The 12,424-nt window shown below is 73.6% G+C and carries 13 protein-coding genes; 11 read left to right on the top strand and 2 right to left on the bottom strand.

Going from position 1 to position 12,424, the window contains the following annotated elements:
• The first annotated feature begins 28 nt into the window (after positions 1 to 28).
• The 7 genes from ABZ915_RS28090 (at position 29) to ABZ915_RS28060 (ending at position 6,275) form a co-directional block, all read left to right on the top strand.
• The gene (locus ABZ915_RS28090) at positions 29 to 400 is read left to right on the top strand and encodes a holo-ACP synthase (protein WP_361808887.1); all 372 of its coding nucleotides are present in this window, start codon (positions 29 to 31) and stop codon (positions 398 to 400) included.
• Positions 401 to 458: 58 nt separating this feature from the next.
• Complete coding sequence (locus tag ABZ915_RS28085; protein ID WP_361808884.1) at positions 459 to 1,892, top strand: NAD(P)H-hydrate dehydratase; 1,434 nt, start codon at positions 459 to 461, stop codon at positions 1,890 to 1,892.
• Between the two features lie 99 nt (positions 1,893 to 1,991).
• Complete coding sequence (locus ABZ915_RS28080) at positions 1,992 to 2,912, top strand: L,D-transpeptidase family protein (protein WP_361808881.1); 921 nt, start codon at positions 1,992 to 1,994, stop codon at positions 2,910 to 2,912.
• 59 nt (positions 2,913 to 2,971) lie between these two features.
• Entirely contained in the window at positions 2,972 to 4,150 is a 1,179-nt protein-coding gene (gene alr, locus ABZ915_RS28075) for an alanine racemase (RefSeq protein WP_361808878.1), read from the top strand.
• A 79-nt stretch (positions 4,151 to 4,229) separates the two neighbouring features.
• Complete coding sequence (locus ABZ915_RS28070; RefSeq protein WP_361808876.1) at positions 4,230 to 5,498, top strand: alpha/beta hydrolase; 1,269 nt, start codon at positions 4,230 to 4,232, stop codon at positions 5,496 to 5,498.
• The gene (gene tsaE, locus ABZ915_RS28065; RefSeq protein WP_361808873.1) at positions 5,464 to 5,976 is read left to right on the top strand and encodes a tRNA (adenosine(37)-N6)-threonylcarbamoyltransferase complex ATPase subunit type 1 TsaE; all 513 of its coding nucleotides are present in this window, start codon (positions 5,464 to 5,466) and stop codon (positions 5,974 to 5,976) included. The genes ABZ915_RS28070 and tsaE overlap by 35 nt, the downstream gene beginning before the upstream one ends.
• Before the next feature lie 131 nt (positions 5,977 to 6,107).
• Positions 6,108 to 6,275 (top strand): hypothetical protein, encoded by a 168-nt coding sequence (locus ABZ915_RS28060; protein ID WP_361808870.1) that lies wholly within the window; start codon positions 6,108 to 6,110, stop codon positions 6,273 to 6,275.
• Positions 6,276 to 6,287: 12 nt separating this feature from the next.
• On the opposite strand, the gene ABZ915_RS28055 is transcribed toward ABZ915_RS28060, so the two are convergent.
• Positions 6,288 to 6,839 (bottom strand): hypothetical protein, encoded by a 552-nt coding sequence (locus ABZ915_RS28055; protein ID WP_361808867.1) that lies wholly within the window; start codon positions 6,837 to 6,839, stop codon positions 6,288 to 6,290.
• A gap of 138 nt (positions 6,840 to 6,977) precedes the next feature.
• Between ABZ915_RS28055 and tsaB the strand changes: the two genes are divergently transcribed.
• From tsaB to ABZ915_RS28035, 4 genes are read left to right on the top strand one after another with little or no spacing between them, the layout of a single operon-like run.
• Complete coding sequence (gene tsaB, locus ABZ915_RS28050; RefSeq protein ID WP_361808864.1) at positions 6,978 to 7,634, top strand: tRNA (adenosine(37)-N6)-threonylcarbamoyltransferase complex dimerization subunit type 1 TsaB; 657 nt, start codon at positions 6,978 to 6,980, stop codon at positions 7,632 to 7,634.
• Entirely contained in the window at positions 7,631 to 8,182 is a 552-nt protein-coding gene (gene rimI, locus ABZ915_RS28045; protein ID WP_361808861.1) for a ribosomal protein S18-alanine N-acetyltransferase, read from the top strand. The genes tsaB and rimI overlap by 4 nt, the downstream gene beginning before the upstream one ends.
• Positions 8,175 to 9,260: a tRNA (adenosine(37)-N6)-threonylcarbamoyltransferase complex transferase subunit TsaD gene (gene tsaD / locus ABZ915_RS28040; protein ID WP_361808858.1), complete on the top strand. Its 1,086-nt coding sequence runs from the start codon at positions 8,175 to 8,177 to the stop codon at positions 9,258 to 9,260. The genes rimI and tsaD overlap by 8 nt, the downstream gene beginning before the upstream one ends.
• Entirely contained in the window at positions 9,257 to 9,514 is a 258-nt protein-coding gene (locus ABZ915_RS28035; RefSeq protein ID WP_361808855.1) for a hypothetical protein, read from the top strand. The genes tsaD and ABZ915_RS28035 overlap by 4 nt, the downstream gene beginning before the upstream one ends.
• A 497-nt stretch (positions 9,515 to 10,011) precedes the next feature.
• Here the strand turns inward: ABZ915_RS28035 and ABZ915_RS28030 are convergent, their stop codons facing one another.
• Positions 10,012 to 12,318: a glycoside hydrolase family 3 N-terminal domain-containing protein gene (locus tag ABZ915_RS28030; RefSeq protein ID WP_361808852.1), complete on the bottom strand. Its 2,307-nt coding sequence runs from the start codon at positions 12,316 to 12,318 to the stop codon at positions 10,012 to 10,014.
• Positions 12,319 to 12,424 lie beyond the last annotated feature (106 nt).

The raw sequence follows: 12,424 nt of genomic DNA, 5'->3' as shown, positions 1-12,424 counted from the left end.
ACCTGCCCGTCGCCATAGGCTGCCCGGCATGACCATCATCGGCGTCGGTATCGACGTGGCCGAGATCGACCGGTTCCGGGTGTCGTTGGACCGTACGCCCGGGCTGGCCGACCGGCTGTTCGTCGGGAGCGAGTTGTTGTTGCCCAGCGGGGAGCGGCGGGGCATCGCCTCCCTTGCCGCGCGTTTCGCGGCGAAGGAGGCGTTGGCCAAGGCCCTGGGCGCTCCGCCCGGACTGCACTGGACGGATGCGGAGGTGTACGTCGAGGACAGTGGTCAGCCGCGGCTGAGGGTGAAGGGCACGGTGGCGGCCAGGGCGGCCGAACTCGGGGTGCGGTCCTGGCATGTGTCGCTCAGTCACGATGCGGGAATCGCGTCGGCCGTGGTGGTCGCGGAGGGGTGACCCGACACGGCCGGGCCCGGGGTGCGGGCGTGCCCGGATCCGGGGCAGACTCGTTCGCATGCGTACCGCGTACAGCGTAGAGACGGTAAGGACAGCCGAGCGTGAGCTCATGGCACGGCTCCCCGACGGTGCCCTCATGCAGCGGGCCGCCGCCGGACTGGCCGCCGCCTGTGCGGACTTGCTGGGGCGGGTGTACGGGCGCCGGGTCGTGCTCCTCGTCGGCAGCGGGGACAACGGCGGGGACGCCCTGTACGCCGGCGCCCGGCTCGCCCGGCGCGGCGCCGGGGTCGCGGCCGTGCTGCTCAGCCCCGACCGCACCCACCCGGGCGGCCTCGCGGCCCTGCGCCGCGCGGGCGGCACCGTGGCCGGCCCCGGCGGTGCCGCCGAGGACCTCGTGGGCCGGGCCGACCTCGTCGTCGACGGCATCGTCGGGATCGGCGGCAAGGGCGGCCTGCGCCCCGACGCCGCGGCGCTCGCGGAGGCCGTCCGCGGTTCCCGCGCCGCCGTCGTCGCCGTGGACCTGCCGAGCGGGGTCGAGGCGGACACCGGCGAGGTGCGCGGGGCCGCGGTCCGCGCCGACCTGACGGTGACCTTCGGGACGCACAAGCCGGGCCTGCTGATCGACCCGGCCCGTGAGTACGCCGGGACCGTCCGCCTCGTCGACATCGGGCTGGAGTTGCCCCCCGAGGCCGAACTGGAGGCCCTCCAGCACGCCGACGTGGCCCGGCTGCTGCCCCGGCCCGCCGCCGAGAGCGACAAGTACCGGCGGGGCGTCGTCGGCATCGCGGCCGGCTCGGCGCGGTATCCGGGCGCGGCCGTCCTCGCGGTGTCGGGCGCCCTGCGCGGCGGTGCGGGCGCGGTGCGGTACGTCGGGCCCGCCGGGGACACCGTGATCGCCCGCTTCCCCGAGACCCTCGTCTCCGACCAGGGGCCGCGCAAGGCGGGGCGGGTGCAGGCGTGGGTGGTCGGGCCCGGCGCCGGGGACGACGCCGCCACCGTCGCCGAGGTGGTGGAGACGGACGTGCCGGTGCTCATCGACGCGGACGGGCTGCGCCTCGCGGACCGGGACGCCGTACGGGCCCGTACCGCGCCGACCCTGATGACCCCGCACGCCGGTGAGGCCGCCGCGCTGCTCGGTGTGGCCCGCGAGGAGGTCGAAGGGGCACGGCTGGAGTCCGTACGGAAGCTGGCGCTGCTGTACGGGGCGACCGTGCTGCTGAAGGGGTCGACCACGCTGGTCGCGGACGCCGGGGGCGGGGCCGTACGGGTGAACGCGACGGGCACGCCCTGGCTGGCCACGGCCGGGAGCGGGGACGTCCTGTCGGGGCTGGCCGGGTCGCTGCTGGCGTCGGGGCTCCCGGCGCTGGACGCGGGGAGCGCGGCGGCGTATCTGCACGGTCTCGCCGGGCGGTACGCGGCGGACGGGGCGCCGGCCGGGGCGCACGACGTGGCGGCGGCCATTCCGGAGGCCTGGCGGGACGTACGCGACTGACGTACGCGCCGGTGTCTCCCGGCGGGCGGCGTCCACCCCTCGGGTGACCTGCCCGCGCGGCTGCCGGGATTCGGGAGTGCGGGCCGCTTGGCTGATCATGTGAAATATGGACATATTGCTTACCAGGTCACCGCCTACCGGGTCATCGCCGTGCTCCTGGCCGCCGCCGCCACCGTCCTCCCGACGGCGGGGACCACCCGGGCCGCCGCCGCCCCGGCGTCCCCGCCGCCCGCCGCGGGCGCCACGACCGAACTGGTACCCGGCATCCCCCCGGGCCCGCAGCAGCCCTGGCAGTTCGACACCCCCGACCAGATGCTGCCGCCGAAGGTGTACACGCCGACCCCCGAGGAGGACGCCGTCGAGCCGCGGGAGGCGCCGCCGGGGACGTACGACCTCATCGAGTACGTGCCGCTCGGTGACGCCGTCGCCAAGGTGGCGTGCAGCAAGCAGGCCGGGCCCTACCAGCGGCAGGTCGAGCGGTGGCTGAAGCTCAAGGCGGACGGGAAGCAGTCCGCGGCGGACTGCAAGGCCATCCGGAACTTCCAGAAGAAGCACGGGATCAAGCCCGCGATCGGGTTCGCCGGCCCCGTCACCTGGGCGCAGATGATGCTCATCTCGGCCAGGAAGAACCCCAACGCGGCCAAGAAGTGCCCGGTTCGGACCTACCGGGTCGCCTGCGTGGACCTCGACCGGCAGGTCACCTGGGTGCAGAAGGGCAAGAAGGTGGTGTTCGCGCCGGTGCCGATGCGCAGCGGCCGCAAGGGGTACGCCACCCGGGCCGGCTGGCACACCGTGTACTGGCGGCACAAGAACCACTGGTCGACGCTGTACAACCAACCGATGCCGTACGCCCAGTTCTTCGACGGCGGCCAGGCCTTCCACGCCGTCTACGGCAGCATCCACACCACCGTCGGCTCCTGGGGCTGCGTGAACCTCAAACTGGCCGACGCGCGCAAGCTGTGGGGCGTGTTGAAGAAGGGCGACCGGGTATTCGTCTGGGGCCGCAGGCCCGGCTCCTAGACCGTGCGAGGGGCCTGCGCCCGGAGGTTGCCGGGGGCCTCTGAGACACTGGGGGCGCGATGACTGAAAGACCACCTGCGCCGACCGCGCCCCTGCGCGCCCGCGCCGAGATCGACCTGGCCGCCCTGCGGGCCAACGTGCGGGCGTTGCGTGCCCGCGCGCCCAAGTCGGCCCTGATGGCCGTGGTGAAGTCCGACGGGTACGGCCACGGTGCGGTGCCCTGCGCCCGCGCGGCCGTCGAGGCGGGCGCGAACTGGCTCGGCACCGCCACACCCGAGGAGGCGCTCGCGCTGCGCGCCGCCGGGCTGCCGGGGCCGATCCTGTGCTGGCTGTGGACCCCGGGCGGGCCGTGGCGCGAGGCGATCGAGGCCGGCATCGACGTGTCGGTCAGCGGTATGTGGGCGCTGCGGGAGGCCGTCGAGGCGGCCCGGCAGGCCGGCCGGCCCGCGCGCGTGCAGCTCAAGGCAGACACCGGACTCGGCCGCAACGGCTGCCAGCCGGGACCGGACTGGGCCGAACTCGTCGCCGAGGCGCTGCACGCCGAGCGTGAGGGGCTGGTGCGGATCACCGGGCTGTGGTCGCACTTCGCCTGTGCCGACGAGCCCGGACACCCCTCGATCGACGCCCAGCTCGTCCGCTTCCGGGAGATGCTGGCGTACGCGGAGGGACGGGGCGTGCGCCCCGAGGTGCGGCACATCGCCAACTCCCCGGCCACGCTCACCCTGCCGGAGACCCACTTCGACCTCGTCCGCACGGGCATCGCCCTGTACGGGATCTCGCCGAGCCTGGAGATCGGCAGCCCGGCGGACTTCGGGCTGCGTCCCGTGATGACACTGTCGGCGTCGCTGGCGCTGGTGAAGCACGTACCGGGCGGGCACGGCGTCAGCTACGGGCACCACTACATCACTCCGGGCGAGACGACCCTCGGCCTGGTTCCGGTCGGTTACGCGGACGGCATCCCCCGGCACGCCTCCGGCAGCGGCCCTGTCCTGGTCGGCGGCAAGTGGCGTACGGTCGCCGGGCGGGTCGCGATGGACCAGTTCGTGGTCGACCTCGGGGGGGACGAGCCCGAGGCGGGAGCACAGGCCGTGCTGTTCGGGCCGGGCGACCGGGGCGAGCCCACGGCCGAGGACTGGGCGCAGGCGTCCGGCACGATCGCGTACGAAATCGTCACGCGCATCGGAACGCGCGTTCCTCGCGTCTATGTGAACGGGGAACAGGACCGGCAGGACGGGTGACCCGCCCGGAGGGAACTCGCGGTGGCGTGGCCCCGGTGACGCCTGTGACGGCAGCAGCAGTCGTGATGAGGAGCGGTACGTGAGCGAGAGCAGTGCGGAGGTCGTTGCGGACGTGGCGGACGCCGCCGCGGCCGTCGTCGTCTCCGCCGCGGGGGCGGCCGGAAGCTGGCGCAGGGCGACCGGCCTCGCCGGTGCCGCGATAGGTGTGCTCGCCGCGGGCGCGGCGGCCGGTGTCGCCATCGAACGGATGACCGTCGGCCGGGGGATGCGCAGGAAGGCCCGGCTGGCGCTGGACTCGACGGGCCCGTACGGGGCGCTGCGCGGCACCCCGGGCAAGGCGCGCGCCGACGACGGCACCGAGTTGTACTACGAGGTCGACGACGTCGAGCCCGACACCGGTGGCCCGAACCTCTCCCCGCGCCGGCGCCGGCTCTTCGGCCGCAAGGCGCCCGCCCCGGTCACCGTGGTCTTCAGCCACGGCTACTGCCTCAGCCAGGACTCCTGGCACTTCCAGCGCGCCGCCCTGCGCGGTGTCGTACGCACCGTGCACTGGGACCAGCGCAGCCACGGACGGTCGGCGCGGGGAGTGGGCCAGGTCCAGGACGGAGTGCCCCTCACCATCGACCAGCTCGGGCGGGACCTCAAGGCCGTCATCGACGCGGCCGTGCCCGAGGGTCCGATCGTGCTGGTCGGGCACTCCATGGGCGGGATGACGGTGATGGCCCTGGCCGCGCAGTACCCGGAGCTGATCCGGGACCGGGTGGTCGCCACCGCCTTCGTCGGTACGTCGTCCGGACGGCTCGGCGAGGTCAACTTCGGGCTGCCCGTCGCCGGCGTCAACGCGGTGCGCCGGGTGCTGCCCGGGGTGCTGAAGGCGCTCGGGCAGCAGGCGGCGCTGGTGGAGAAGGGGCGGCGGGCCACCGCCGACCTGTTCGCGGGGATCATCAAGCGGTACTCGTTCGCCGGGCGGGACGTCGACCCGGCGATCGCCCGGTTCGCGGAACGCATGATCGAGTCCACGCCGATCGACGTGGTCGCCGAGTTCTACCCGGCGTTCACCGACCACGACAAGACCGAGGCCCTCGCCTGCTTCACCGACATGCCGGTGCTCGTGCTGGCCGGGGTCCAGGACCTCGTCACGCCCAGCGAGCACAGCGAGGCCATCGCCGACCTGCTGCCCGAGGCCGAACTGGTCCTCGTGCCGGACGCCGGGCACCTGGTCATGCTGGAGCACCCGGAAGTGGTCACCGACCGCCTCGCCGACCTCCTCACCCGCGCGGGTGCCGTGCCCGCAGGGGCTACGGTAAGTGGCTATGGAAGCACCAGCAGCACCGCACAACCCCGTTGAGACCCAGCTGACCGTCACCTCTCCGGAGCAGATGCGGGAGCTGGGCCGCCGCCTGGCCGAGCTGCTGCGCGCGGGCGATCTGGTGATGCTCAGCGGTGAGCTGGGCGCGGGCAAGACGACGCTCACCCGCGGGCTGGGCGAGGGGCTCGGTGTACGCGGCGCGGTCACCTCGCCAACCTTCGTGATCGCCCGTGTCCATCCGCCGCTGGGCGACGGCCCGCCGCTCGTCCACGCCGACGCCTACCGGCTGTCCGGCGGTCTGGACGAGATGGAGGACCTCGACCTGGACGTCTCGCTGCCCGACTCGGTGATCGTCGTGGAGTGGGGCGAGGGCAAGGTCGAGGAGCTGACCGAGGACCGGATGCAGGTCGTCATCCACCGCGCCGTCGGAGACACCACCGACGAGGTACGCCAGGTGACCCTCACCGGCCTGGGCGAGCGGTGGGCGTCCGTGGACCTGGAGGCACTGGCGGTCTGAGACCGCCCGACACTTTCCGACAAGCCGTCGGCAACATATTGCGCCGGGCCTGGCAGCCGTGATGACATGGTAGCCAGTCCGTAGTTAGGTCTGCCTAACTACACCCGCCCCCGCACCTCAGGAGGCGTCCCATGCCCGCTCCCCAGCCCACGGTGCCGTGGCGGCCGCCCATGTCCGCCGGGGTGTCCATGCGCGACCTGCTGGCCTCCTGCGCGGCGGCCGAGGCGATCTCGAACCCCCCGCGGAACCCCGAGCCGGAACAACTGGATCCGGCAGAGCGGCACCGCGACGCGGCATAGCGTTACCGCGCGCTACCGGACCACGACGACCGGCACCCCGATCGTCCCGAACATCCACATCGCCTGCCCGTCCGTACGGGTCTCCCTGATGCCGCCGGTGCGCACGGCCGGGTCCGGTGCCGGGGTCAGGTCCGGGTTCACCGCGGCGCTGAAGCCGATGGCGACGTCGTCCACGCTGGTGAAGCGCACGACGTGCTCGACGGGGACGCCGTCGGTGCCGGTGACCGCGTGCGAGCGGGACGTCACCACGTACGCGCCCGGGTACGGATCGACCCGGCCGGGCTTCACCTTGAAGGTGCGCACGACCTGGTTGTGCTCGCCGACCAGCCACACCCGGTCGTCGTCCACCGAGTACACGACCCGTTCACCCGATCCGGAGACGGCGGGCAGCGCGGTGGGATTCCTCCGGTCCCGGGGTGCCTTGGCCAGGAGTGACGCGCTCGCCCGGGGCTTGTCGCCGAGGCCGGCCGGGACCGTGGCGGAGGCCTGGTAGGCGAGGAAACCGACCGTACCGACGGCCGCCGCGGTGAGCCCGGCCACGATTCCCGCGCTGGTCCCTGCCACGTACGCCCACCTCTGTCTCGCGTCGCCGTATTACATCATTTGTCGTACTTCGTACAGAACTTTATGCAGACGGTAGCAGTCGGTGACCACCTGACCGGGACGGCCGCCGCGTACGCGCTGGAGCCGTAGGCTGTTCGCGTGCTCTTGCTCGCTCTGGATACCGCCACCCCCGCCGTCACCGTCGCGCTGCACGACGGCACGGACGTCATCGCCTCGTCGAGCCAGGTGGACGCGCGCCGGCACGGCGAGCTGCTGCTGCCGGCCGTCGACCGCGTGCTCGCCGAGGCCGGGCTGAAGCTCGACGCCGTCACCGGGATCGTCGTAGGCATCGGGCCCGGCCCCTACACCGGGCTGCGCGTCGGCCTGATGACCGCCGACACGTTCGGGCTCGCGCTCGGCGTGCCCGTGCACGGCCTGTGCACGCTCGACGCCCTCGCCTACGCGGCCGACATCGAGAAGGGCCCCTTCGTCGTGGCGACCGACGCCCGCCGCAAGGAGGTCTACTGGGCGAAGTACGCCGACTCCCGCACCCGGCTGACCGACCCCGCCGTCGACCGGCCCGCCGACATCGCCGAGCGGGTGACGGGGCTCCCGGCCGTCGGCGCGGGCGCCCTGCTCTACCCCGACACCTTCCCGCAGGCGCACGCACCCGAGCACGTCTCCGCCGCCGCCCTCGCCTCGCTGGCCGCCGGGAAGCTGGCCGCGGGCGAGGAACTCCAGGCTCCCCGGCCGCTGTACCTGCGCCGCCCCGACGCCCAGGTCCCCAAGAACTACAAGGTGGTCACCCCCAAGTGACCGAACCCGCAACCCCTCGACTGCGCGAGATGCGCTGGTGGGACATCGACCCCGTGCTGGAGCTGGAGAAGGGCCTCTTCCCCGAGGACGCCTGGTCGCGGGGCATGTTCTGGTCCGAGCTGGCCCACTCCCGGGGCGCCGAGGCGACCCGGCGGTACGTCGTGGCCGAGACGGGCGGCCGGATCGTCGGCTACGCCGGCCTGGCCGCGCAGGGCGAGTTGGCCGACATCCAGACCATCGCCGTCACCCGCGACCTCCAGGGCACCGGCCTGGGCGGCCTGCTGCTGGCCGAACTGCTGCGGGCCGCGACCGCCTTCGAGTGCACCGAGGTGATGCTGGAGTGCCGCGTGGACAACGTCCGCGCGCAGAAGCTGTACGAACGCTTCGGCTTCACGCCCATCGGCTTCAGGCGCGGCTACTACCAGCCGGGGAACGTGGACGCCCTGGTGATGCGCCTCACCACGGAACCCGACGGCGGCTCCGTCCCCGGTTCCGTCCCCGGTTCCACCCCTGAACAAGGAACAGAGAGCACAGAGAGCAATGGCTGACGAACCCTTGGTCCTGGGGATCGAGACCTCCTGCGACGAGACCGGCGTCGGCGTCGTCCGCGGCAACACCCTGCTGGCGGACGCCGTCGCCTCCAGCGTCGACGAGCACGCCCGCTTCGGCGGAGTGGTGCCCGAGGTCGCCTCCAGGGCGCACCTGGAGGCGATGGTGCCCACCATCGACCGCGCGCTGAAGGAGGCCGGTGTCTCCGCCAGGGACCTGGACGGCATCGCGGTGACCGCGGGCCCGGGGCTCGCGGGCGCCCTGCTGGTCGGCGTCTCGGCGGCGAAGGCGTACGCCTACGCCCTCGGCAAGCCCCTGTACGGCGTGAACCACCTCGCCTCCCACATCTGCGTCGACCAGCTGGAGCACGGCCCGCTCCCGGAGCCGACGATGGCGCTGCTGGTGTCCGGCGGCCACTCCTCCCTGCTGCTGTCCTCGGACATCACCTCGGACGTGCGCCCGATGGGCTCGACCATCGACGACGCGGCGGGCGAGGCCTTCGACAAGATCGCCCGTGTGCTCAACCTGGGCTTCCCCGGCGGCCCGGTCATCGACCGCTACGCCAAGGAGGGCGACCCGCAGGCCATCGCCTTCCCGCGCGGCCTGACCGGCCCGCGGGACCCTGCGTACGACTTCTCGTTCTCCGGCCTCAAGACGGCCGTGGCCCGCTGGATCGAGGCCAAGCGGGCGGCGGGCGAGGAGGTCCCGGTCCGTGACGTGTCCGCCTCCTTCCAGGAGGCCGTGGTGGACGTGCTGACCCGCAAGGCCGTGCGCGCCTGCAAGGACGAGGGCGTCGACCACCTGATGATCGGCGGCGGCGTGGCCGCCAACTCCCGCCTGCGCGCCCTCGCCCAGGAGCGCTGCGAGGCCGCCGGTATCCGGCTGCGCGTCCCGCGCCCCAAGCTGTGCACGGACAACGGCGCCATGGTGGCCGCCCTCGGCGCCGAGATGGTCGCCCGCAACCGGGCCGCCTCCAGCTGGGACCTGTCGGCGGACTCCTCCCTGCCGGTGACCGACCCGCACGTCCCCGGCCACGACCACGTCCACGAGGTCAGCAAGGAGAACCTGTACTCGTGACGGTCGCCCTGATGTGGGAGGCCCGCGCGGTGGCGGGGCGCGGCGGGGAACTGCTGGCCTGGGCCCGGGTGCAGAGACTCGCCCGGGAGCCGCTGCGCCGGGAGACCCTGCGCGCCCCGCAGGACCGCGTCCTCGTCATCACCTGGTGGGACGCGGAGTACGACGCCGAGCTGCCCGAACTGCCGGAGCCGGGCGGGGAGTTGGTCACGAGGGCGGTGCATCGGTGGCGGTTCGAGTCGGTGGGGTCCGACTGACGGGGGAGTAGGCCAGTCGCCACGGTTCGCTCGCGAAGGCCCCTCGCCACACGAGCCGGCCGTTCCTGCGTTCCCAGTGGGCGCACACCGCCGCCTTGGCCGGCCAGTCCAGTGACAGCAGCAGCAGGAACGGCCAGGACTGCGCCGAGAAGAACGTCAGTGCCGCCGTCGGCAGGGACAAGGACGAGCAGACCCGGGTCGAACCAACTGCGGCCCGGGGAGCGGCCGTCGGCCGGCAGGGGTGCCGCGGACTCGAACGTGGGGATGTCACCGATCCACTTGAGCCGTGAGGCCCGCAGGAGAACCGACAGCAGGAGGCACCCGGACGCGACGGCGGCCCAGAGTGCCACGGCCCCGGCCCGCACCTGCGGGATCCCGCGCACACCGGCCGCCACCGCGGAGCCGGCCACCATGCCGGTCAGCCAGGCCAGCGCGGCCATCAGCTCGTGGTGCACCAATCGGGCCACCGCGTCCCCCGTGTCCCCGCCCGCCGGGGGTCACCCCGCCCCCGACACCTCCGTCTCGCACCGCAGCCGCCGGCCGGCGCCGAGTTCCCGTACCGGACCCGTGAGGCTCAGCCGTGCCGTGTGCCGTACGTCCGCGCTGGATGCCGCCAACCGTAGTTCCAGGGCGCCCGGTTCGACCACCCTTGTACCCGAACGGCCGGTGAACGCCGACAGGTCCGTGTGGAAGCGGAAGGTGACCCGGACCGCCTCCCCGGGCTCCAGTTCCACCCGCCGGTAGCCGATCAGGCGGACGTCCGGGCGGGTCACGGAGGCCACCGGGTCGTGCAGGTACAGCTGGACGGCCTCCGCTCCGGCGCGGTCGCCGGTGTTGCGGACCGTGAGCGAGAGGTCGTACGACCCGTCCGTGCCGATCCGCGGATCCGTGCCCGTGAAGTCCTCCCACCCGAACGTCGTGTAGGAGCGCCCGTGGCCGAAGGGGTACAGGGGCGTCGGGTCGAGGTTGCTGACCTCGTCCGCCAGGCCCAGCGGCGGCTGGAGGTACGTCCACGGCTGGCCTCCGGGGACGTGCGGGACGCTCACCGGGAGGCGGCCCGAGGGGTTCACGCGGCCCGACAGCACTCCCGCCACGGCCGGCCCGCCCCCCTGCCCCGGGAAGAACGCCTGGACCACGGCGGCCAGCCGGTCGTGCCAGCGGCCGAGGGCGTACGGGCGGCCGGTCAGCAGGACCAGCACCACGGGGACGCCGGTGGCGATCAGCGTGTCCAGCAGATCGCCCTGCACGCCGGGCAGCCGCAGGTCCGTCACATCGCAGCCCTCGCCCGAGGTGCCCCGGCCGAACAGCCCGGCCCGGTCGCCGAGCACCGCCACGCACACATCGGCCTCGGCCGCGCGGGCCACCGCCTCCTCGAAGCCGGCGGTATCCGGGTCGGACACCCCGCAGCCTTCCGCGAACGTCACCTTGGCGTCGGGGAGTTCGGCGCGCAGGGCCTCCAGGACCGACGGGACGCCGATGCCCGTCGGCACCTCGGGGTGGTGCGTGAGGACATGGGAGGGGAAGGAGTAGCAGCCGAGCATCGCCAGCGCGTCGGCCGCGCGCGGGCCGACCACCGCGACACGGGTGCCGGGGGCCAGCGGCAGCAGGCCGTCGGGGTTGTCGAGGAGCACCACCGACTCCTCGGCCAGTCGGCGGGCCAGCGCCCGGTTCGCCGCCGAGTCCAGGTCGACCGGGCCGGCCGGCTCCGGCCGCCAGTCCTCGTCGAGCAGGCCCAGTTCGCACTTCTGCGTCAGCACCCGGCGGGCCGCCCGGTCCACCAGCGCCTCCGGGACGCTGCCCTCCCGTACCGCTGCCACCAGCGGCTTTCCGTAGCACTTGAGGGTGGGCAGCTCCACGTCGATGCCCGCCTCCAGCGCCAGCCGCGCCGCCTGGGCCTCGGTGCCGGCGACCCGGTGCAGGGTTTCGAGGAAGCCGATGCCGAAGTAGTCGGCGACCACCGTTCCCGTGAAGCCCCATTGCTCCCGCAGGAGTCCGGTCAGCAGGCCCGGGTCCGCCGACGCGGGGACACCGTCCGTCTCGGTGTACGCCGCCATCACCGAGCGCGCCCCGCCCTCGCGCAGCGCCATCTCGAAGGGCGGCAGGGTGACGTCCGCGAACTCCCGGACCCCGGCCCGCACGGGCGCCAGGTTCCGCGCGCCCGCCGAGGACGCGTACCCGGCGAAGTGCTTGAGCGTGGCGACGATCCCGGCGGACTCCAGGCCCCGCACATAGGCCGTGCCGATCGTGCCGACCAGGTAAGGGTCCTCGCCGATCGTCTCCTCCACGCGGCCCCAGCGCGGATCCCGTACGACGTCCAGCACGGGCGCGAGGCCCTGGTGGACGCCGACCGAGCGCAGGTCGTGGCCGATGCGCCGGCCCAGCTCCTCGACGAGGGGCGGGTCGAAGGTCGCGCCCCAGGCCAGCGGCACCGGGTAGGCGGTGGCGCCCCAGGCCGTGAAGCCCGCCAGGCACTCCTCGTGGGCGACCGCCGGGATGCCGAGGCGGCCCGCCGCGGCGATGCGGCGCTGGGCGCGGGCCAGTGCCTGCGCGCCCAGCGCCGGGTCGACGGGGGCGGTGCCGAAGGAGCGGGTCAGCTGGCCGAGGCCGAGCGTGATCAGCTCGTCCCAGTCGTAGTCGGCGGTCATCTCGCGCTGGAGCGGGGCGACGCCGTCGCCGTCCGTGGCGGCACCCACCCATACGCCGTACAGCTGGGCGGCCTTCTCCTCCAGGGTCATTCTCGCGAGCAGGTCGTCGACACGGGCGGCGGCGGGCAGGGCGGAGTCGCGCCAAGGAACGGTTGTCATGTAACTCCCGTCTCTGCTCACGAATGTTTCGGACTTAACATCGAATGTTCCGGGAACCTATGGCGGGACAAGGTCTTCGTCAAGAGGGTGTGCAGGGATACGATCG

This window comes from Streptomyces sp. NPDC046915 (assembly GCF_040644935.1).
In the GTDB taxonomy this organism is placed as follows: domain Bacteria; phylum Actinomycetota; class Actinomycetes; order Streptomycetales; family Streptomycetaceae; genus Streptomyces.
This window is presented reverse-complemented; position numbering and strand designations above follow the sequence as displayed.